At 45.5% G+C, this 19,643-nt stretch carries 23 protein-coding genes; 10 read left to right on the top strand and 13 right to left on the bottom strand.

The features are described 5' to 3' along the window. Positions 1-32: 32 nt before the first annotated feature. Both AC6RV6_RS01995 and AC6RV6_RS01990 read right to left on the bottom strand, forming a co-directional pair. Positions 33-668, bottom strand: coding sequence for a pentapeptide repeat-containing protein (locus AC6RV6_RS01995; RefSeq protein WP_500238571.1), 636 nt, complete (start codon positions 666-668; stop codon positions 33-35). A 65-nt stretch (positions 669-733) separates the two neighbouring features. Next, the gene (locus AC6RV6_RS01990; RefSeq protein WP_500238570.1) at positions 734-2,095 is read right to left on the bottom strand and encodes a DICT sensory domain-containing protein; all 1,362 of its coding nucleotides are present in this window, start codon (positions 2,093-2,095) and stop codon (positions 734-736) included. A gap of 232 nt (positions 2,096-2,327) precedes the next feature. On the opposite strand from AC6RV6_RS01990, the gene cysK reads away from it, so the two are divergent. After that, positions 2,328-3,287 carry a cysteine synthase A gene (gene cysK, locus AC6RV6_RS01985; RefSeq protein ID WP_500238568.1) on the top strand — a complete coding sequence of 320 codons (960 nt, stop codon included), beginning with the start codon at positions 2,328-2,330 and terminating at the stop codon, positions 3,285-3,287. Positions 3,288-3,371: 84 nt separating this feature from the next. Here cysK and AC6RV6_RS01980 read toward each other — a convergent pair whose 3' ends face one another. Then, a complete protein-coding gene (locus AC6RV6_RS01980) occupies positions 3,372-3,743 on the bottom strand; it encodes a hypothetical protein (RefSeq protein ID WP_500238566.1) in 372 nt (123 codons plus the stop codon). Positions 3,744-3,902: 159 nt separating this feature from the next. Continuing rightward, positions 3,903-4,148, bottom strand: coding sequence for a hypothetical protein (locus tag AC6RV6_RS01975; RefSeq protein WP_500238561.1), 246 nt, complete (start codon positions 4,146-4,148; stop codon positions 3,903-3,905). Positions 4,149-4,420: 272 nt separating this feature from the next. Here AC6RV6_RS01975 and AC6RV6_RS01970 point away from each other — a divergent pair, with 272 nt between their 5' ends. The 3 genes from AC6RV6_RS01970 to AC6RV6_RS01960 all read left to right on the top strand — a co-directional run bounded on the left by AC6RV6_RS01970 (position 4,421) and on the right by AC6RV6_RS01960 (position 7,909). Continuing rightward, a complete protein-coding gene (locus AC6RV6_RS01970; RefSeq protein WP_500238557.1) occupies positions 4,421-6,817 on the top strand; it encodes a GUN4 domain-containing protein in 2,397 nt (798 codons plus the stop codon). Between the two features lie 409 nt (positions 6,818-7,226). Continuing rightward, positions 7,227-7,544 (top strand): hypothetical protein, encoded by a 318-nt coding sequence (locus tag AC6RV6_RS01965; protein ID WP_500238554.1) that lies wholly within the window; start codon positions 7,227-7,229, stop codon positions 7,542-7,544. Further along, on the top strand, positions 7,541-7,909 hold the full coding sequence (locus AC6RV6_RS01960; protein ID WP_500238552.1) for an aspartyl protease: 369 nt from the start codon (positions 7,541-7,543) through the stop codon (positions 7,907-7,909). Before AC6RV6_RS01965 ends, AC6RV6_RS01960 begins: the two co-directional genes overlap by 4 nt. An 86-nt stretch (positions 7,910-7,995) precedes the next feature. On the opposite strand, the gene gloA is transcribed toward AC6RV6_RS01960, so the two are convergent. Next, on the bottom strand, positions 7,996-8,424 hold the full coding sequence (gene gloA / locus AC6RV6_RS01955) for a lactoylglutathione lyase (protein ID WP_500238550.1): 429 nt from the start codon (positions 8,422-8,424) through the stop codon (positions 7,996-7,998). A gap of 49 nt (positions 8,425-8,473) precedes the next feature. Beyond that, entirely contained in the window at positions 8,474-9,172 is a 699-nt protein-coding gene (locus AC6RV6_RS01950; protein WP_500238547.1) for an esterase/lipase family protein, read from the bottom strand. A 72-nt stretch (positions 9,173-9,244) separates the two neighbouring features. Between AC6RV6_RS01950 and AC6RV6_RS01945 the strand changes: the two genes are divergently transcribed. The 4 genes from AC6RV6_RS01945 to AC6RV6_RS01930 are packed head-to-tail and all read left to right on the top strand — an operon-like array spanning position 9,245 to position 13,373. Next, a complete protein-coding gene (locus AC6RV6_RS01945; RefSeq protein ID WP_500238544.1) occupies positions 9,245-9,958 on the top strand; it encodes a precorrin-2 C(20)-methyltransferase in 714 nt (237 codons plus the stop codon). 49 nt (positions 9,959-10,007) lie between these two features. After that, positions 10,008-11,456: an energy transducer TonB gene (locus tag AC6RV6_RS01940; protein ID WP_500238542.1), complete on the top strand. Its 1,449-nt coding sequence runs from the start codon at positions 10,008-10,010 to the stop codon at positions 11,454-11,456. Between the two features lie 51 nt (positions 11,457-11,507). Beyond that, complete coding sequence (locus AC6RV6_RS01935; RefSeq protein ID WP_500238540.1) at positions 11,508-12,533, top strand: bifunctional heptose 7-phosphate kinase/heptose 1-phosphate adenyltransferase; 1,026 nt, start codon at positions 11,508-11,510, stop codon at positions 12,531-12,533. Positions 12,534-12,551: 18 nt separating this feature from the next. Then, entirely contained in the window at positions 12,552-13,373 is an 822-nt protein-coding gene (locus AC6RV6_RS01930) for a hypothetical protein (protein WP_500238537.1), read from the top strand. A 42-nt stretch (positions 13,374-13,415) separates the two neighbouring features. Here AC6RV6_RS01930 and AC6RV6_RS01925 read toward each other — a convergent pair whose 3' ends face one another. The 7 genes from AC6RV6_RS01925 to AC6RV6_RS01895 form a co-directional block, all read right to left on the bottom strand. Beyond that, on the bottom strand, positions 13,416-13,913 hold the full coding sequence (locus AC6RV6_RS01925) for a YceD family protein (RefSeq protein WP_500238535.1): 498 nt from the start codon (positions 13,911-13,913) through the stop codon (positions 13,416-13,418). A 61-nt stretch (positions 13,914-13,974) separates the two neighbouring features. Further along, positions 13,975-14,451, bottom strand: a complete 477-nt coding sequence (locus tag AC6RV6_RS01920) for a Jag family protein (RefSeq protein WP_500238532.1) — start codon at positions 14,449-14,451, stop codon at positions 13,975-13,977. A gap of 91 nt (positions 14,452-14,542) precedes the next feature. Then, positions 14,543-15,712, bottom strand: a complete 1,170-nt coding sequence (yidC, locus tag AC6RV6_RS01915) for a membrane protein insertase YidC (protein WP_500238530.1) — start codon at positions 15,710-15,712, stop codon at positions 14,543-14,545. 128 nt (positions 15,713-15,840) lie between these two features. Next, entirely contained in the window at positions 15,841-16,233 is a 393-nt protein-coding gene (locus tag AC6RV6_RS01910) for a PH domain-containing protein (RefSeq protein WP_500238527.1), read from the bottom strand. Then, a complete protein-coding gene (gene rnpA, locus AC6RV6_RS01905) occupies positions 16,223-16,636 on the bottom strand; it encodes a ribonuclease P protein component (protein WP_500238524.1) in 414 nt (137 codons plus the stop codon). Before rnpA ends, AC6RV6_RS01910 begins: the two co-directional genes overlap by 11 nt. Before the next feature lie 51 nt (positions 16,637-16,687). After that, positions 16,688-16,825, bottom strand: coding sequence for a 50S ribosomal protein L34 (gene rpmH / locus AC6RV6_RS01900; RefSeq protein WP_500238521.1), 138 nt, complete (start codon positions 16,823-16,825; stop codon positions 16,688-16,690). Positions 16,826-16,898: 73 nt separating this feature from the next. Beyond that, positions 16,899-17,570 carry a DUF2808 domain-containing protein gene (locus AC6RV6_RS01895; protein ID WP_500238519.1) on the bottom strand — a complete coding sequence of 224 codons (672 nt, stop codon included), beginning with the start codon at positions 17,568-17,570 and terminating at the stop codon, positions 16,899-16,901. A gap of 551 nt (positions 17,571-18,121) precedes the next feature. Here AC6RV6_RS01895 and AC6RV6_RS01890 point away from each other — a divergent pair. Together AC6RV6_RS01890 and AC6RV6_RS01885 are read left to right on the top strand one after the other, a co-directional pair. Continuing rightward, on the top strand, positions 18,122-19,270 hold the full coding sequence (locus tag AC6RV6_RS01890; protein ID WP_500238516.1) for a Re/Si-specific NAD(P)(+) transhydrogenase subunit alpha: 1,149 nt from the start codon (positions 18,122-18,124) through the stop codon (positions 19,268-19,270). Positions 19,271-19,344: 74 nt separating this feature from the next. Beyond that, complete coding sequence (locus tag AC6RV6_RS01885; protein WP_500238514.1) at positions 19,345-19,641, top strand: NAD(P) transhydrogenase subunit alpha part 2; 297 nt, start codon at positions 19,345-19,347, stop codon at positions 19,639-19,641. Positions 19,642-19,643 lie beyond the last annotated feature (2 nt).

Genomic DNA, 19,643 nt, shown 5'->3' with positions numbered 1-19,643 from the left:
TCATTTGCTCTGCGATCGCGCCTTCTTATTCTTCATGTTTCATTGACAAGCGTACCCACCAAACAAGTGCGATCGAGATTGACTCCTTTTAAATTTGCGCCTTCCAATTCCGCACAAAGTAAATTGGCTCCCGCTAAACTTGCCCCGGCTAAATTTGCCCCGCGCAAGTCTACTTCCTCCAAATTCGCTTCACTCAAATTCGCCCCTTGTAAGTCAGCTTGCGATAAATTCGCCCCTTGTAAATTCGCACTATTAAAATTAACCCCACGCAAATCTGCCCCGCGCAAATCTGCCCCTTGTAAATTAACTCCAGTTAGATTAGCACCACTCAAAAAAGAGCCAGCAAGAGAGGCTTGAACAAACTTTGCTCCCATCAAATTTGTCCCGCGCAAATTACTTCCCCGCAAATCTGAATGACTCAAATCTGCCTGCATCAAATTCGCACCTAAAAAGTTAGCTCGCAGATCAGCTTGATTCAAATTCGCCCCCAATAAATTCGCACCATCTAAGCGCCCTCCTTTGAGAGTCGCCCGCGAAAAATCGGCACCCACTAAATTAGCTCCCGCCAAATTAACATTATCAAGCTGACATCCTGAAAAATCTTCATCTTCCAAGTTCATTCCCGACAGTTGTTTTTGCTGTCCCGCACGAATTGTTTCAATGTTCATTGGTTATTTGTTATTTGTTATAGAAGCAGATTGATTTTGAATTGTTAACTGGTGACTGGTGACGGTTAACTGGTGACTGGTGACTGGTGACTGGTGACTGATTCATCTAACAGCCAAAGCCCCGTTGAGATTTTCGGTTGACTGACTTGTAGGTTCATTCCTTGCTGCATTCCCATTGATAACAAGGCTAAGGCATCAATGAGCTTGGGATCGAAGATTGTTCCGGCTTGGCTCTGACAGTTGCTCAAAGCGTCTCCTAGAGGGTTCTCGCGACCTTCTTCTCGATGAAGGACAAGACAATGCTGAAAATGGGCGACAAGTGCCAGAATTCGCGATTCTAGAGGAATGCTGTCATAGGATAACCCTTCCGGTTGTCCCGAACCGTCCCAATGCTCGCTCTGATAAGTGATGATGCGAGCGATCGCATTCAATTGGGGCATCATTCGCAAAACCGAGGCTTTGGGTAAAAGTCCTTGTTTTTGTAGGATATCTTGTTGTGCTTTGGATCGCGGATCGCTGACTTGCATTGCCCCTTGTAAAGGTGCGAGGCGATGCAACCATCCCGCCAGTCGCAAGCGCTTAATCTGCCATGCAGGTAAGTCTAACAATTGTCCCATTGCTTCGGCGATCGCGGCGACTTCGGCGGCGGCGTTGGGGTTCTTGGCATCGGTGCGATCGATGAGTTGCGCCATTCGCAGATATGCTTGCACTTCATTGGCGGTCAAATTTTCGTCTAGCGATCGCGATCCGTTTTCTGTCGTCGTAGAATCTTGATGAATGGCTTGCAAATAATCGACCACTTTGGCAACCACGGCATTCAGATCGTCTCGCTGGCAATGGCCGAATTCTGCATTCATTGTATTTATGAGATCGCTTAAGTGTTGTTGCAGATCGCGATTGTATTCGCCGATATGGGCGATAGTTAATTCCACAGCTTCCCGAACTAATTCCGGTTCAAAGGTCCAAAACCCGTAAAATTTTCGTTCCAGATCGTTATCGGGGATTCCTCCTTCTCCATAGTCTGAGTCGGATAACTCCTGACAGAGAACCATTGCCGTATAAGTGGGAGAGAGGATCATGAGATGCCATTCCTGGGAGACGGGATCGCTGGGAGAAAGACTGACAAGGGAGATATTCTCTTTTTGGGCACTGGGATGAGTTGCCCAAGTCGTGTCGGCGGTGGCTAAAATGGCAATATCCGAGGACTTTGCTGCCATTTCGCTATAGCGATCGGCTTCTTGTAAGTACCATTTTCCTTGCTGAAATGCAGCGATAACAATCGGCTTACTTTCAGTTTCCAAGATAAAATCTTCGAGAGCGTGACAGAGGGCAATCAGGGTATTTTTATAATAAACTCCCAAATTGAGAGCGCGATTGGTCTGACGGCAACGGGCGGTGAGTTGTTGGAGAATCGAGCCTTGAAGCATTCGTTTTTATGCGATCGATGATTAAGTGGAAGGTTGTGATAGGAAATTATTATGAATTTATTATATGCCTTTTCTTGTTTTGGGAGGGAACAGAGAATTTACTCATTCCCATTACCAAAATTAAAACAATCTGTAATTCAGGAGCGCGATCGCAAGTTCCTGCGTATCTTCGATCTCATGGGTCAACATCGATCCTTGCAATTGTCTATCGAGATCGAATAACAAAATATCTATGCACGTTGCTAACAATATTACAGAATTAATCGGTCGGACTCCTTTAGTGCGGCTGAATGTTATTCCTCAAGCGGAAGGATGTGTCGCACAAATTCTCGTTAAATTGGAGGGCATGAACCCAGCCGCTTCGGTAAAAGACCGCATTGGGGTTCATATGATTAATAAAGCGGAACAAGAGGGACTGATTACACCCAAGGAAACGGTTTTAGTCGAACCCACGTCGGGGAATACCGGGATCGCCTTGGCGATGGCGGCGGCGGCGAAGGGATATGAGTTAATCTTAACCATGCCGGAAAGTATGAGTGTGGAACGTCGGGCGATGTTACAGGCTTATGGGGCAAAGTTGGAACTGACTCCCGCAAGTGGAGGCATGAAGGGCGCGATCGCGAAGGCGCAGGAAATTGTCGATAATACAGACAATGCCTATATGTTGCAACAGTTCAATAACCTCGCTAACCCGGAGATCCATCGCCTCACTACAGGGAAAGAAATTTGGGAAGATACCGACGGACAGGTTGATTTTCTCATTTCTGGGGTGGGAACTGGAGGAACGATTACGGGAACGAGTGAGTTTATTAAAGAGAAAAAGCCCTCGTTTAAAGCGATCGCAGTAGAACCGGAAAACAGCCCGGTTTTATCGGGAGGCGATCCCGGACCCCACAAAATTCAAGGGATCGGTGCGGGGTTTATCCCGGAAATTCTGAATGTAGACTTAATTGATGAGGTGGTTAAGGTTACAGATGAAGAGTCTTTTGCCTATGGTCGTCGTTTGGCACGGGAAGAGGGGCTATTATCGGGGATTTCTACGGGGGCTATTCTAGCGGCTGCGATCGCAGTAGGCAAGCGTCCGGAGAATAAGGGAAAATTAATCGTGATGATTCAACCCAGTTTTGGGGAACGCTATCTCAGTACGCCTTTATTCCAAGTTCCTGATGAAAAGGTGGCGACGTTAGTTTAAGTGAAAGGAAATTTCACTTTTTTTTACTGTTAAGTGATGCGGTTTGGCGATCGCATCTCTTATTTTTTTAGATTGCGATCGCTTTTACGCTTCAGAAAATCGCGTCAGTAACTCTTCTCGCGAGAGTTGTACAAGTAGGGGAATAAATTCTGCTGAGGGTAACTCGAGGATCGGCTCGATAATCTCTGCAAGTTCCTCATCTATTATGGTAAATCGCGATCGTAGCAGTGTTTCAATTGTATCGCGATTGGTTTGTTTTTCAAGTTCCCCTCGGACTTCTTCACGGAATTGTTCGTAAAATTGTCTTCGGAATTGTTCTCGGAGTTGTTTTCGCATTTTCTCGTGAAGTTCTTCGCGTATTTCTGCTCGGAGTTGTTCTCGGACTTTCTCGCGAAGTTCTTCTCGAAGTTTTTCACGTATTTCTTGGCGAAATGCTAAAATGAATTCTTTATACATTTTTAGTGAGGTCAAAATCAACTTTTTTTTATTACAATCTAAATTCGATCTTATTGTTGTTATTGAGAAAAAATAGAAATAGATCGATCTTAATTTTGTTTTTTGTTACAATCATACTTACTCTTCAGTAAAATAATTCAGCAATTCTTCTCGACATGATTAAAAGACTAACCCAAAAAGTAGATCAATAATATTACGCTCTGATTGTTTGTCCTCTTCTTTTTGAAGTATGTCATCTCGAACTTCTTCTTGAACATCATCCCAAACTTCTTCTCGAATCTCATCTCGAACATCATCCCAAATCTCATCTCGGACTTCTTCCCAAACATCATCCCAAATCTCATCTCGAATTTCTTCTCGGATTTGTTTGTGGAGTTCTGCTCTTTTTTCTTTAGGTATTTTCATAAAGGTCATTCTCATTAAGATCGCGTATCTTGCTTTTGCTATCTAGTTAAAATCGCAATGAGTTTATATGCTAAACTTTATAAGATTTTCTCACAATTAGTTTCCTCTAGTCAAGATATCATTAAGTTTTGTAATGAATCTTGGTTAACTTTTCTTGCACTCTGACAATTTCAATCCTCGTGATGAAATTGCGACGAGGAGAAACAGTAGAAGAGATAATCGAGAATTGTCTATTTTTATCGTGTACTTTTTAAAATATTAAGATTAATTTTATGCGTGACCAACAATCTAACTCGAATTTACCACAGTCTTCTCAATCGGAAGAGGAAAACAATCTCAACTTGGAAGCTCACCGTAAGAAAGCTGACCAATGGATTCAAAAGTTTGCTGTATTTGCTCAATGGATGTTGAGGGGAGGAAGTGGGGCAGTTTGGCTCTCTCTTTTACTTAAAGAGGATTGGCTATTGGCGTTAATTATGTTTCCGGTAATGATTGTTACTGTTGTTTTTACAGCTTATACGGAAAGTTTTTTGACGCAATTGTACGAAATTTATCAAAAGCGAGCAAAGGAAGATGCTAAATCATTTATGACATTTTTGGATGCTGCTAATGAGGCTATTAAATGGCAATTAGCAGGAACAGAGGATAAATATTTACGCTGTCAGGGAAATGCCTGCGAGTTTGATACAACAGAAGGATTAAGCAGCACTTTTAAGCCTTTACTCAAGGATATATTTGTGCCTTTAGAATTAAGCGGTGATTTTTTCCGAGGGACTGAAGGAAACGATCTGCCTATGCCTCCGGGTTTCCAATGGAATAAGCAGATTATTGCCCAAATTGCACGTCAAGAAGGGTTACAAATTTGGGATATATTCAAACGCGCAAAACACAATCCCGGCTATCATTGTTTGGCAATTCAGGCTTGGGGAGGTTACGGAAAAACGACTTTATTACGCCACATTACCTATCGGTACGCGAATAAAATTCAACGTCGCGATGTTCCCAAACTTCTCCCGATTTTACTCTATTTACGCAAATGGCAGGAGGAGATTGCAACGGGGGATAACTTGGATTTACCGACTCTGATCGAAAAATATCACATTCCCAGTTTACCTGAAGGTGAAGGGTTAAAATTACCTGAAAATTGGGCGCGGCAGCATCTCCGAAAGGGAAAAATGTTGGTCATGTTTGACGGATTTGATGAGGTGAGCGAGGAATGTTGCGAGTCTGTCAGTCAATGGATCGGCAGGGCGATGACTCGTTATTCTTCTTCCTTTTTTCTGATTACTTCTCGCCCTTCTGGTTATCGCAATTATACAGCAGAAAATAAGCCGAATTCTTTGTTTGTTAAGGCGTTTGATCGGGAGCAACGTCAGCGATTTATCGAAAGCTGGTATCTCTGTCGAGAACGTCATATTAGTGCCGATCCAAAACATCCGATGGTCGATCGAGAGGCAATAGCAAAGGCGACTAATCTTTTGCAACAATTGGCAGAGCGATCGGAACTCAACGATCTGGCGAGAAATCCTTTATTGTTGAATTTAATTGTTAAGTTACACAGTTATGCGCCGAGCGATCCAAGCGATCTTTCTCGTCCGATTCAATTACCGGAACGGCGCACGGAACTTTATCGCGCTATCTTTCAATTACAACTGGGAGATCGCCCTCTTGTCAAGCAAATTAATATGGCGTTATCGGCGCGGGAAAGTCAGCAGATTTTACAAAAGTTGGCGTTGTATATGGTATTGGAAAATAAGCCTCAAATTGAGCGAGAATTATTATTAGATCGATTAACAATTTATCTCAATTCTTTGGATGAGACTGCGATCCCGTCGGAGTTTTTGCGACAAGTCGAACAGGTGAGCGAATTATTAGTTAAACGCGATGCCGATTATGAGTTTGCTCATCTGAGTTTTCAGGCTTGTTTGGCGGCGATGGAAATCAAAGAAAGTCAACAAGAAGAGTTATTTTTACAACATTGGCAGGAATCTTGGTGGCGAGAAACGATTCTACTCTATACGGCTCAATTTAATGCTAATTCTTTTTTACAAGAACTTTTGAATATTGGGACGCAAGAAGCGATCGATCTGGCTTACAATTGCTTGCGAGAAGCACCGAGAAAAATCGATCCCCAGTTAAAGGAAGAGTTAGAAAATCTCAGCAATAAAGTGACCCATTCTCTCTATCAAACGCTAGAAGAATATTTGAAAAATGAGGAATGGGAAAAGGCAGATCGGGAAACAAGTCGCGTGATGCTTCAAGTTATGGGGAAAGAGGAAAGAGGATGGCTGGATGAAGAAGATATCGAAAAGTTTCCTTGCGAAGATTTACGCATGATTAATCAGTTTTGGCTCGATTATAGTAATAATCGTTTTGGGTTCTCTGTTCAAAAAGAAATTTGGATGAGCGTCGGCGGTGTACCGGGAGAGTATGATTATGATATATTTAAAGAATATGGAAAAAAAGTTGAATGGTATGTGAATAGTAAATGGTTCGACAAAATCACTTTCTCAAAAGATGCTCCGAGGGGACATCTACCGTTTCGTTTTGCGTTTCGTCGTGGACCGTGGGATGGCGTTTTAGGCGATGGTTGGGGGGGTTGGGGTGGTTGGGGTTGGTGGATTACTTTTATTTTTCTCTTTTCTCGCGCAGAGACTTGTAACCTGTAATATATAGCAATTTCAGGTCGATGTCAAACCTAGTTTATAGGGTGTTTTTCTACGAAATCATAGGGTTTTTATCTATAACCGTTTCATCTGCTGATAACCCAAAACTCAAGAATCATCAAAAAAGTGAGTAGCAATCTTGGTTTAGCTGTTGATTGATTTTTGTTTTTCAACCCAACTTTATCCGATCGCTTATATTGGTTTATTATTTAAGTTGCGATCGCAAATCTATTTAAAAATTATCCTTAATAGTGCAGATCCGCCAAGGATTGAAAATCCCTGTCTCATACGAAAAATCCATTGAAATGGATTGAGGAATCACGCGATCGCACGAAAAATTGCAAGACTGCGATCGCAATTTCAGAACGAACTTTTGCTATAATGTAAGAGTATTGCCAGCAAATCTTGAGCCATGACTCAAACCAACTCCAAACAAAAACCGAAATACGGGAGAGTTTTTCCCGAAAAACAACTCTCACCAGAAGAACGAGAAAGACGCAAATTAGAAAGCGCCGCTTTTTTAAAACGCTGTCACATTATTTTCGATCGCGTACAACCCCAACTCATCAAAGAGTATTATGATTGGTTTATGATTGTAGAACCCGATAGCGGGGACTATTTTATCGATTCTGACGAACAGATTGCCAGACAAAAAGCACAAGCAAAATATCCTCATAAAAAACGCTTAATCATGCGGATTAATGAAACAGGAGCTTGCGGACGAATATGATTGAAGGAGAATTTAATAGTCGAGGAGAATTGTTTTTTGAAATTGGTTTAATTGCAGCCGATGGTGATGTTTTTCCTGCAATGGCATTACTCGATACAGGATTTACAGGTTGGATTGCTCTCGATCGCCAAGATATTGAAAGTTTAGGTTGGCAACTCACCGATAATGAAACGAGAGAAATGCAAACAGCCCGAGGAGAAGCCGAATTTTTACTCTATCACGGTAACATAGAAATTGATGGGGAAGAATTCACAATTGAAGCATTAGGAGGAGATGAATTAAATAATCTTCTTTTGGGTTTGCAATGGCTGCGATCGCGAAAATTAATCGTAGATTATCCTCAAAGAATTCTCACTCTGGGTTGAAAAAAGCGATCGCACCAAAAAAATTGCGCTCTAGTTCCCTAAAAATAGAGATTAAAGCGCAAGGATAAACCAAGGATAAACCAAATTTAACGAGCGGCAACGGCTGTTTCTTGGTCAGAACCAGACCCTTGTTTTTTCAACTGAATCAGTTCAACTTTATAACCCGTTGGATCTTCAACAAAAGCGATCTCTGTGGTGCCGTGTTTCATCGGACCCGGCTCGCGGACAACCTTTCCCCCTCGTGTTTTAATATCTTCACAAGTGGCGTAAATATCATCAACCCCGAGGGCAATATGACCGTAACCGCTCCCGATTTCATAACGATCGACTCCCCAGTTATAAGTTAGTTCAATAACAGTATTGTCCGACTCATCACCATAGCCAACAAAAGCAAGCGTAAATTTGCCCCCGGGATAATCTTTTTGGCGCAATAACTTCATCCCTAAAACTTCGCAGTAAAACTGGATTGATTCATCCAAATTACCGACCCTTAACATGGTGTGTAGCATTCGCATGGTTTCGATTCTCCTCAATAATTGCGTTAAGTTTAATAGTTCCCGAAAACTATTCTAAATAATTTATCCAAGCTGCGATCGCGTCCGGAGAGCCGTACCACAACCCAGAAGACTGCGGCGAATGTTTCACCCCCTCGATCGTTAAATTCGTCGCCCCGTCTAAATGCGCCGCCGCGATCGGCGTAATACCATCCCCCCAAGCATTACCCTCGCCGCAGGTTAACTTATAGCTGTTATAAGCCAACCAACTTGCCCACTGCTTACCATACACCGCCTTTCCCGCCACGCAAACATACTTTAAATCGCTGTAAAACGCTCCGGGATAATTATTGTTGACAAAATCCAAATTACGCTTTGTCCAACGCTCTTGGCTCATATGAGGCGTTCCCAGAGAGATGAGAGTTGCCACGCGATCGCGAATTTGCCAAACCCCCTCTGTTGCCGTCACGTCCCCATGAATGGTATAAGGAACATCACCCAAATAAATGCGAGCGATCCATCCCCCTGCGGAATGTCCGATTAAATTAACGCGATCGCTTTGGGACTCCCTTAAAACTTCTTGTACTTTAGTGTGAATTCCCCGTACAATAGGAACGATAGAACGACCGCCAAGAGTCGGAACCCAATCTCGCTTCCGCAAAGGAACGATCGCCGTAGGAACTCCTTGTTGTTTTAAAAACTCCGCCAAAGCGACATAATCCGTCCAACGGGCAAAATATCCGGGTAAAATAACAGTGGGCAAAACCATAATTGGGTAATGAGTAATCGCTAATCAGTAATCGGTCATTAATAATCGGTCATTAATAATTGTTCATTGAAAATGGGAACCCTTTACGGTATCAGCATAGGCACGGGCGATCCCGAATTAATTACCCTCAAAGGCTTGAGACTGCTTCGAGAAGCCAGTGCGATCGCATTTCCGGCAGGAATTGACGGCAAACCGGGCATTGCACAACAGATTATCGAACCGTGGCTGGCTTATCAACAACCGACCCTCCCCCTCGAATTTCCTTACGTCAGCGATCGCCATATTCTCAACCAAGCATGGCAAAAAGCCGCCGATCGCGTCTGGCAATATCTTCAACACGGCCATAATGTCGCCTTTGCCTGCGAAGGAGATATCAGTTTTTACAGCACCTTTACTTATTTAGCGCAAACCTTACAAGAACACCATCCCGAAGCCAAAATCGAGGTTGTGCCGGGGGTGACTTCTCCCTGTGCGGCGGCGGCGATGCTGGGAATCCCCTTAACAGTTCGCAGCCAACGCTTGGCCATTTTACCCGCCCTCTACACCGTGGATGAATTAGACGCTGTTTTGCAGTGGGCAGATACCATTGTTCTGCTCAAAGTCGCTTCCGTTTATGAAAAAGTCTGGAAAATTTTAGCAGAAAGAAACCTATTAGCAGAGAGTTGGATCGTCGAACGCGCAACCTGTCCCGACCAAAAAATCTATTGCTTGCGCGATCGCCCTGTCTTAGAGTTAAGTTATTTCTCGATCCTCATCGTGCAAGTTAAACCCCCAGCTTGCCTGTAGAATTTTCTCACCTCGCGCTAAAATTGAGCTACTCGAGATTAATTCCGCCATGTCTTCAAATTCGTTTTGGCAAGCTCTCGCTCTCTCGTTGCGACATCCCACCACGATCGCCGCATTTGCTTCCGTGGGACTGCACGCCACCATCGGAGTCGCTTTACCCACTTTGCCGCTTTTCTCAGAAGGTGGAGGAAGCCCGATCCGCCCTCGTAACGTTCAACTGATCGAACTGACCCCCGCAGAAACTGCCCGGTTGCCCCAACTTTATACGACTCCTGAAGCTGAATATTCTTTCACTCTGCCCAATGCCCCCGAGTCAGAGTCGAGTTTGCCATCTTTTACCACCGGAGCCATTCCTCGCTCCCGAGAACGCGATCGCCCCACTCAACGCCCCCGAGCATCTCGCCCCAATTTACCCCCTCGTCCCGACGGAGCGGCCGCCCCTTCCGCAGCCAATCGTTCCCTATTCAACTTAGCAGCCCGCGATCGCACCATCAGACAGAGAAATCGCAATCTCAGAAATCGCAATCCCAGAAATCGCAATCCCAGAAATATCCCCTCCCCTCCTTCCAGAAACATTCCGACATTTTCAGACCCTGCGTCACCCAATAATGGGTTAAGCCGCGAAGAGCAACTGCGTCGAAGTTTATTTGCGGTTGAAAACAACGAAAATGCAAAATTACCCCCGACCGATCTCAATAGCTTGGCTGCTGCGGGGCGCGAGAGTGCGAGAGTAGAAAATTTAACCCCCAACTTGCCCCAGCCTCCTTCCCTAGAACCCCCCTTATCGCCACAGGAATTAGCAGCACGACAGCGAGATAACGCCACCGCCGATCGCATGGCTCGCTTACGAGAAGATTATCGTCACAATCGCAAAAATACAACCTCAGAAGCAGAGAGAGAGAATGAAAGGCGCTGGTTTGAGTCCGTTAATCAACCTCAAGCAAGAGCGCAAAGTCGCAGCATTACCCTTCAAGGCGCGTATCCTAAACAGGCTTGCATCAATCGCGCCCAAGGAACAGCAATTTACCGGGTCATCGTGCAGCCTAATGGCAGAAAAACCGACGTGCAGCAAATTCGCAGTACCGGATATCGCATTTTAGATCGAGCCGCGATCGCACAAGTGAGCGGTGCGGGCTTAGCGAGAGAATCAACTCCCATCTCCTATCGCATTACTATTCCTTTTAACTACAATGCTAATATTTGCCCAACTTTAACAATCCCAGCAACCCCGAGGCGATCGCCCTCTGCTAATCCTACTCCAGCTAATCCTACTCCAGCTAATCCTACTCCAGCTAATCCTACTCCAGCTAATCCTACTCCAGCTAATCCTGCTCCGACAGTATCTCCATCCCCTTCTCCCGAGGTTTCTCCTCGTCCTTCCCCTGCACCAACCCCAACGCCAGAACCGTCAGCAATTCCCACCGAGTCTCCGACACTCACCCCCACAGAATCCCCCAGTAAAGACCCCAAAACGATTGCGCCGGACAACAATCCTTGAATGATAAATCATGAGAGACCACCCACTAACCCATAATCAACAACCTAGAAAATGTCCGATTTTGCTGCTTTTAAGCCGACCCTTGCATCTGCTGCTCCCAAACTCTTCACTCTGCTCGATCGCTTCGATCGCGCCAAAATTCTGGTCATTGGCGATTTAACATTAGATGAGTTTCTCACCGGTCAAGTCGAACGCCTCTCTCGAGAAGCTCCCGTTTTGATCCTGCGCCACGAATACACGCGACAAATTCCGGGAGGAGGGGGCAACGCTATCTATAATTTTGCCAAACTGGGGGCCAAGGTGAAAGCAATCGGCTTGACGGGCAGAGATCCCCAAGGTGAAGCGTTGCGACAGATTTTTACTGAGGCTGGCATTGATAGCGAGAATGCGATCGTCGATCCTTCCCGTCCCACCGTCACTAAAACTCGCATCGCCGGACATGCAAGGCAGTCTGTCACCCAGCAGATCGTTCGCATCGATCGCAAGAGCGATCGCTTGCCAGATCCAGAGATCCAAGCGCAATTGGCTACAGCGATCCGCAATCAACTCGATACCGTCGATGCGGTAGTATTTTCCGACTACGGGGAAGGGGTTTTGACTCCCCCCGTTATCGAAGCGGGTTTAGCGCACTCGCGGGTTATTGTGGATGCACAAAAAGGCTTACATCGCTATCGGCGGGCAACTTTATTCACCCCCAATTTACCAGAAGCAGAAAATGCCGTGGGATATGGTATTGACGACAGCAATATGGCCAATGCAGGACGAGATTTATTAGCCTTGACGAAAGCGGAAGCAGTTCTCATTACTCGCGGGGAAGATGGGATGACTCTGTGCGATCGCGATTTGACTCTCCACCACATTCCGGCATTTAACCGCACGGATGTTTTCGATGTGACAGGGGCAGGGGATACCGTGGTTGCAGCCTTGACCTTGGCTTTGTGTGCGGGGGCTTCTTTCTGGGAAGCGTCAGTGTTGGGCAACTTGGCAGCTAGTTTGGTGGTGCGACACTTTGGTACAGCAACCACGAGTGTTGAAGAGATGAAAATCGCTTTAACTAATCTTTTGGAAGAGACCTAAATAACTGCTTCTAGGGTAATGCAACAACATCTACAGACGCTCTCGCTCTTAAGTTTGGCATTCTGTGGGCTGGGATGTAGTCATTCGACTCCCCCTCCCTCTGCTTCCATTACACCCACACCCGAGGCGATCGCCTCTCCCTCCTCTCATCAACAATCTTCCCCGACTTCCATCCCATCAACGTTAAGCCAATTCCAAAATCGCTGTCAGGGCGATGAAACGGCTTTTGTCTTTGCGGAAACTCGAGAGTATTGGCTCAATATTTGCGGGATATTTGTACCAGAATTTTTTGTGACCGTTAACAAACAAGATAAAACCCTCGTGCGCTTGCCCATTACCGATTACGATCTTGCCGGAAAATGGTTTGAAGCCGCGAATATCGAGCAAGAATATGTGTTGGGGTTTCAAGGGATGGTTGAAGGGGATATTTTCTTTGCTATTACGCAATTAAAACCGGATAAAGTTAAAAAACCTAAATATTTACGAGAATTGACGCAACAACCTTTACTCCAGATTCAAGCTAATTTAACCCCGCCTTCTACTCCTTCTCCTGCATCATTTTCCTCGTTAAATGGTATTTATCAAAGTGAAGAATATACCCTGACCATTGAGGAAGTCGGTGCGACTGTTTCTTATCAAGGTTGTACTGTAGATAACCAATGTATTTTTATTCCTCAAATTTCCACTCGAGAAGGCGATACTATGATCTGGAAACAAGATAATGCAACCTATATTTTTTCTCTGGCAGAAGAGAGCGATCGCTATCGGTTGAAAGTTCTGGATGTTGATGGAGGAATAATCAGCGATCGCATTTTAAGCGCCGTTTCCACTGCGCCATAAATCAATTTGTTTCGAGTTCAGTGGGTGGGTAAAACTCTGAATTTACGATTCATCCAGTGCAGCTTTAAGTCCCTCCAAACCCGCCCAACGACTATCGAGAATTGGCTCATTCTTGCTGGGAAGTTGCGTCGTTCCCTGACATTGTTCCCCGCAATTTTTTTGCAAAGGCATCGCTAAACTTAACTGTTCGTATAACCATGCTTCCGGCTCAAAATGCCCGGTTGGTGAAAGAGTTTCCGAAAGATCGTCAACCCGTACTTCTCGTTCTTGCGGTAACACTTCTGTTTCTTCTTCCAACCAGATTAACTCCGTCGTTTTGACCTGCAAGCGATGATTGTAATTTTGCAAACAGCGATCGCAAACTAAGGTCGCGATCGCGTCTATTTCTGACTTAACTTCTAAGTAAGTCGTGCAATGCTTGATTTGCAAAACCCCGCGAACTGGAGTCAGGGTTTCTAAATTCGGTAAAAAAGTTTCAACGAGAATGGTTTGGGTCTGTTCCGGAACGGCGAGTAAATGAGGAATATAAATAGACTCCATCGGTCTTGCTTAAAGAAAAAACAGAGAGGGTTATTAATTCATAATTAATAACCCTATAAAATTAACGTAACTTGACAAACAAACGGCGATCGGGATCGAGTCCGCGACTTTCTGTGGTTAAATCCTCAGATTCCTTGAGAAAATTATGAACCTGTCGCCGTTCTGCGGAGGAAAGAGATTTCATTTCTACTTCCCGTCCCGTTTCGCGGACGAGTTGAGATACCTCGTCTACTAAGTCCAACAATTCTTTCTGACGTTGAAGCCGATACCCATCAAGCTCTACCGTAAAAGGTTGCTGAGCTTCGCGATCGCTGCCCAGATTAACAACCGTATTAATCAAGTATTGAATCGCATCAATGGTTCTGCCTTGTTTGCCCAGCAAAACTTGAATTTGTTCGGGGGCTAGATGAGACTCTTCAATCGTCAGCCAGCAAGCGCCGTCTTCGTTCCCCTTACCAATTCCGACTGAAGCCGATAAACCCATTAATTTTAAGAGTTCTTCCAACCACGTTTGACCTTGTTGTATTTGTTCCTTCATAATTTCCTTCACTGCGATACAGACAGTTTGCTAGAGAGAAAAGCAAGCAAGGGAAAAGAAAGCCAGCGATCGCTACCTTCCTTCTTGCTTTTTAACCGGATGGTTTTTCCTTCTTCTTAGAGCGCTTGCGCTCAAAAGGCAAAGGCTCTTCCCCTTTAGCTTGTTGATTTTGCTCTTTTTCCTGTTGCTCTACCAGTTTTTGCAAATTTTCGGGTAGAGGTTCTTTCATCAAAATAAATGTTTGTGCCGTTTGGAAAATATTGGCCACCACCATATACATTAAAACCCCTGCCGGAAGCGGAAACACTAAAAACATTCCCGTAAAAAGCAGAGGTGTAATTTTACTGATGGCTTGTTGTTGCTGGGCACTATCATCTGTTGCCTGACTTTTGTTTGCTCCCGTTAAGTTTTGACTGATATAAGTGCTGACCCCGAAAAATAACACCATGATCACGATATCCCAGTGAATCCCGCCATTTGGATCTGTAGCCCCTACACGCCCGAGGGCATTGATAAAGAGAAATCCTTCTTGAGAAGCAAGCCCCGGAATCGTGCCTTGAATCGTCGCTTTCCCCGGAGCGAGGGCAACAATTGTCCCATCCGGCTTGACTTCCACATTCTCCACCCCTTTTGTTACGCTCCATTGAGGTTGGAGATCGTGTTGGGGATGGTTCGCTGCAAGGGTATTGAGGGGCAATCCTTCAGGAGTTTGAAATTGAACTTGACGTTGCTCGCCAACTGTGAAAAGCTTGCCCGTCGCCAGAGTTGCCGCGATCGGTTCGTGCAGGCTCTCATCGATATAAATGTTTTGTGGTTTTGTCGAATAAAACTCGGGCTGAATTTGTGCGATCTGCGCCTTGGGAAGGATTTGTACGTCAACCGTGTAGTTAATGTTGGTAAACGGCGACCCTCGTAGTGTGGTAAATAATGCCCAAAGAATCGGCAATTGCAGGAGAATGGGGAAGCATCCAGCAAGGGGATTGCCAAATTCTTTATAAACATCTCCCATCGCCTGCTGTAATTTTTGCGGATCGTCTTTATAACGCGCTTGTAATTCCTTGACTTGCTTCTGCATGACGGGTTGAGCGATTTTCGTCCGTCTCATGCTGCGGATGGATCCCGCACTCAAAGGGTAAACGGCAAAGCGAATGACGAGGGTTAAAGCCACGATCGCAAAACCGTAACTCGGCACGATCCCATGAAAAAAATCAAGGATCGGCAACATTATATTTGTGGAAATAAACCCAATACCAAAGTCCATGCGTCTGTAGTCCAGCCTGCTTGATTTATAGTGTTTCTCGACAGTTTTTGAACAGTTTGCGAATTGTTACGATCGGAACTGTTGGAACTGTTTTCTAGCTCGTTTGGGGGAAGTCGCGCGATCGCTCTTTAGCATTTAATCTCTTCGAGAGAGAGTCCGGTTTTGTCGGCTGCTTTTTGAGCAATATAATCGTAAATTTCTCGATAGCGAGGGAGAGAGCGCATTTCCAAACGACTGTTATCTCGGAGGGTGACGACAATATCTCCCCATAAGCCAATTCCTCGCGCGACCTTAACAATCTTAACAATTTCCGTGTAAATAATGTCGGTGCGATCGCGACCCTGCCAGCCCCCCGTTACGGAGATGCGGCGATCGGTAATGCGATAGCGCAACCATAATGCCCTGACGATCGCGGCTACAGTTAAAGGCAGGCAAATGACAGTAAACCCGAGCAAAATATTAATAATCAAATCGCCAATATGAGGTCCTCCCTCAAAAAAAGTTGTTTCCTTAATGCCCATGCAAAACCTCGGCTCGCGTCAATAACTGCTTTAATTCTCGCAAAAAATGTTCGTATTCGCACTTTGTCGCTGTAGATTTTACCCCGATCGCCAATTTCCAGCCTGAAGATATTTGGGGCAGGAGTTCTCGTAAAGCCGCCCGAATTTGGCGTTTGATACGATTGCGAACCACTGCTTTTTTACTGACCTTCTTGCCAATAGAAATGCCAATACGAGTTGGCGGGAGTGAGGTTTTCCCGGTTCGGCTTTTCTCGTCTATCTCGGAAATTATTCCGGGTTCGGAAGTTGGAGGCTCTTGCCAACTCCGCAAGATTAAATAAGAACCAGAATAACGCTTGCCGCGTTGGTAAACCTCCTGAAAATCCCGCCAGTGTTTGAGTCGATTGGTTCGAGGCAATCCCATATCCTTGATTTGGGTGTTGGGGTGAGAGAAAAATGCGCCCGACAGTCTTGTTCAGACTGCTAAACGATGCCGACCTTTTTGGCGGCGCGTTCTAATGATGCGGCGACCATTTTTGGTTCGCATCCGAGCGCGAAATCCCGATTTTCTCTTCTGTTTGCGGTTCGTGCCTCCCAAAGTACGCTGGGTCACTGACTGTCTCCTTGTTTCATCTCAAATTACACAGTCTCCCATTATACCTTGCTTGTCTTCGATTCGCTGGGAATTAATCGATGGTTAAAATCCAAACCCCAACATCAGCAATTTGGATGCGCCGAGGATCGCGGAAGGGGGTATCGAGACGGCCGACGGTGGGGGAATTATCGGGATCGCTAAAACAACTGCTGTCGGGTTGTTCGCGATCGTGATTCAGACAGGTTACGGTATGGGCACCAAAGTAAAAGGTTCCTCCCTGCCAAGGATTCCGCACTTGTGAGAGTTTGATTTCGATGGGGGTTTCGGGTTCGATCGCTTCTTCAAGGGAAATATTCAAGCAATGGTAAAGATCTCGGCGACCATTTTGATTTTCAATGGCATAACATTCTTCTTGAATGTCACTGTAGGCAATTTCGACTTTGTTGCGATAGCGTTCGCCATAACCCACTTCAATGCGATCTAAACGAAAGCGCCCTTCATAATAGTCGGGATAGGAAACGATGAGTCGAGAAACGCCATTTTCAATTTTATTAGCGGGAATTCGCAGCCGATAGCGATCATCGCGAACGTTGCGCCGTCCGTCTTTGAGGTAATAGTTCAAAATATTGGAGCGATTGCCCACGCCGCTAAAGATCACCAAACCGGGATTGCTTTGGGCGAAGGTGGCGGCGGGAATTCCCGCTAAGGTTACGCCGAGAGCCGCCAAACCGGAAAATAAACGCAGGCGAGGAAACTTGGACAACTTTTTTGATAATAATTTGGAGAGAACCATAGTGCTGTTGGATAGGTTGGGATTGGACGAGAGGCGATGAGAGAAGCAGCAAATTAGGAACAATATCGAGTGCGATCGCGTGGGTCAGCAACGGTCTCTGTATCGCCTCAACAGATTAAGTTTAGTAAAGAATTTGCTTTACCAAACTTAATTTTAGCTTATCTCTTAACGAACAAAGCCAAAAAAATGTTCCCCGTTCCTCGTAAATCTATAAGACAAGTTGAAGAACGGGAATAAAAAACGGGAATGGAAATACCATACAAAATGGCAGCTTATGAGGATTGTTCGCGCTAAAAACAAAGCGCTCGTTTGAAAAAAACACGGACGATCGTTCGGGAAAGCCTTGGGTAAAGCAAGTTCGGAGCATTGGAGGGTAAGGGTCAAGGAAACTAGACCGCTCGAATCGAGGGTAAAAACATAGAACATGCAAAAGTCTGATGCGGTATTTACCCTGACAGATCTCGATAAATTGATTAATCCAATCTGCTAATTTTTTCAGTTGTTAAAAATAAGGAGTCAGTATGAAAATTGCGATCGCAAGGGAAGCAATTGAGGTCGGCGAGCGTCGAGTTGCCTCGATCCCCGATGTCGTCGCTCGGTTCGTCCAGCAAGGCTGGGAGGTCTGGGTAGAGTCGGGAGCCGGAGAAGGCTCGTATTTTAGCGATGATGACTATCGCGCAGCCGGAGCGACCGTAGATGGCGATCGTGGCAAAGTTTGGGGAGAAGCAGATTTACTCTTAAAGGTCGCTCCCCCCCAAGATCATGAAATTGAATTCCTGCGTCATGGTGGCGCGATCGTCTCTCTCCTCAATCCCCTCGGGAAACCGGAAACCGTACAAGCCTTAGCCCAACGGCAAGTGACGGCGTTTGGGATGGAATTGATCCCCCGTACCAGCCGCGCTCAAAGCATGGATGCTCTTTCCTCTCAAGCCAGTTTAGCGGGTTACAAAGCAGTTTTACTAGCCGCCGCCGCTCTCCCGAAATTCTTCCCCATGCTTACCACCGCCGCCGGCACCATTCGCCCGGCTAAGGTGTTTGTGATGGGTGCGGGGGTTGCGGGTTTGCAAGCGATCGCAACAGCACGGCGTTTGGGAGCCGTTGTCGAAGCCTTTGATATCCGCCCGGCTGTCAAAGAAGAAGTACAAAGTCTAGGCGCAAAATTCGTCGAAGTCCAACTCGAGGAAGATACTGTGGCTGAAGGCGGCTATGCCAAAGAAGTTTCTGAGGCAGCTAAACAGAAAACCCAACAGGTGATGACGGAACGAGTGGCTAATGCCGATGTGGTAATTACTACAGCACAAGTTCCCGGTAAAAAAGCGCCGACACTGGTTAGCGCAGAAATGGCCTCCAAAATGAAACCCGGTTCCGTGATCGTCGATTTGGCGGCGGAACAAGGCGGAAATTGTGAAGTCACCGAAGCGGGCAAAAACATTAATTATCAGGGCGTGACGGTCATGGGACCTGTAGATCTCACCTCTTCAATGTCCGTTCATGCCAGTCAAATGTATGCCAAGAATATCGCCACTTTATTAAAATTGTTGGTGAAAGATGGGGCATTAAATCTCGATTTTAGCGATGATATTATCGATCGCGCTTGCGTCACTTCTGCCGGAGAAATTCGCAACGAGCGTGTTAAAGCGGCTCTGGATATGGAAGGCGTAAAGGTTTAAATTCGGGTAATAGGTAATCGATTCATTCCAATTACCCATTACCAATTATCAATTACCAAAGCAGGAGATTATTAATGAGCGGAGCAACTTTAATTGCTTGTTTGTTCGTGTTTGTTTTGTCCTCATTTGTCGGGTTTGAGTTGATTAACAAAGTTCCTCCAACTCTACATACCCCCTTAATGTCTGGGGCAAACGCGATTTCTGGAATTGCCGTTTTAGGGGCGATTTTAGTCTCGGGTTCGGAAGATTTAACCCTGAGTGTCATCTTGGGTTTTGTCGCCGTGATTTTGGCAACGATTAATGTTGTCGGCGGCTTCTTGGTCACGGATCGGATGTTGCTCATGTTCAAAAAGAAGGAGGCTAAAGCATGAAT

The sequence above is a fragment of the Spirulina sp. LEGE 11439 genome (genome assembly GCF_059821285.1).
The sequence above is the reverse complement of the archived record's forward strand: the minus strand, read 5'-3'. Positions and strand labels throughout refer to the sequence as shown.

What these genes read in the sequence shown, in the direction of transcription:
- AC6RV6_RS01995 (WP_500238571.1), bottom strand. Translation starts at nt 668, where the DNA reads ATGAACATTGAAACAATTCGTGCGGGACAGCAAAAACAACTGTCGGGA.
- AC6RV6_RS01990 (WP_500238570.1), bottom strand. Translation starts at nt 2,095, where the DNA reads ATGCTTCAAGGCTCGATTCTCCAACAACTCACCGCCCGTTGCCGTCAG.
- cysK (WP_500238568.1), top strand. Translation starts at nt 2,328, where the DNA reads ATGCACGTTGCTAACAATATTACAGAATTAATCGGTCGGACTCCTTTA.
- AC6RV6_RS01980 (WP_500238566.1), bottom strand. Translation starts at nt 3,743, where the DNA reads ATGTATAAAGAATTCATTTTAGCATTTCGCCAAGAAATACGTGAAAAA.
- AC6RV6_RS01975 (WP_500238561.1), bottom strand. Translation starts at nt 4,148, where the DNA reads ATGAAAATACCTAAAGAAAAAAGAGCAGAACTCCACAAACAAATCCGA.
- AC6RV6_RS01970 (WP_500238557.1), top strand. Translation starts at nt 4,421, where the DNA reads ATGCGTGACCAACAATCTAACTCGAATTTACCACAGTCTTCTCAATCG.
- AC6RV6_RS01965 (WP_500238554.1), top strand. Translation starts at nt 7,227, where the DNA reads ATGACTCAAACCAACTCCAAACAAAAACCGAAATACGGGAGAGTTTTT.
- AC6RV6_RS01960 (WP_500238552.1), top strand. Translation starts at nt 7,541, where the DNA reads ATGATTGAAGGAGAATTTAATAGTCGAGGAGAATTGTTTTTTGAAATT.
- gloA (WP_500238550.1), bottom strand. Translation starts at nt 8,424, where the DNA reads ATGCGAATGCTACACACCATGTTAAGGGTCGGTAATTTGGATGAATCA.
- AC6RV6_RS01950 (WP_500238547.1), bottom strand. Translation starts at nt 9,172, where the DNA reads ATGGTTTTGCCCACTGTTATTTTACCCGGATATTTTGCCCGTTGGACG.
- AC6RV6_RS01945 (WP_500238544.1), top strand. Translation starts at nt 9,245, where the DNA reads ATGGGAACCCTTTACGGTATCAGCATAGGCACGGGCGATCCCGAATTA.
- AC6RV6_RS01940 (WP_500238542.1), top strand. Translation starts at nt 10,008, where the DNA reads ATGTCTTCAAATTCGTTTTGGCAAGCTCTCGCTCTCTCGTTGCGACAT.
- AC6RV6_RS01935 (WP_500238540.1), top strand. Translation starts at nt 11,508, where the DNA reads ATGTCCGATTTTGCTGCTTTTAAGCCGACCCTTGCATCTGCTGCTCCC.
- AC6RV6_RS01930 (WP_500238537.1), top strand. Translation starts at nt 12,552, where the DNA reads ATGCAACAACATCTACAGACGCTCTCGCTCTTAAGTTTGGCATTCTGT.
- AC6RV6_RS01925 (WP_500238535.1), bottom strand. Translation starts at nt 13,913, where the DNA reads ATGGAGTCTATTTATATTCCTCATTTACTCGCCGTTCCGGAACAGACC.
- AC6RV6_RS01920 (WP_500238532.1), bottom strand. Translation starts at nt 14,451, where the DNA reads ATGAAGGAACAAATACAACAAGGTCAAACGTGGTTGGAAGAACTCTTA.
- yidC (WP_500238530.1), bottom strand. Translation starts at nt 15,712, where the DNA reads ATGGACTTTGGTATTGGGTTTATTTCCACAAATATAATGTTGCCGATC.
- AC6RV6_RS01910 (WP_500238527.1), bottom strand. Translation starts at nt 16,233, where the DNA reads ATGGGCATTAAGGAAACAACTTTTTTTGAGGGAGGACCTCATATTGGC.
- rnpA (WP_500238524.1), bottom strand. Translation starts at nt 16,636, where the DNA reads ATGGGATTGCCTCGAACCAATCGACTCAAACACTGGCGGGATTTTCAG.
- AC6RV6_RS01890 (WP_500238516.1), top strand. Translation starts at nt 18,122, where the DNA reads ATGAAAATTGCGATCGCAAGGGAAGCAATTGAGGTCGGCGAGCGTCGA.
- AC6RV6_RS01885 (WP_500238514.1), top strand. Translation starts at nt 19,345, where the DNA reads ATGAGCGGAGCAACTTTAATTGCTTGTTTGTTCGTGTTTGTTTTGTCC.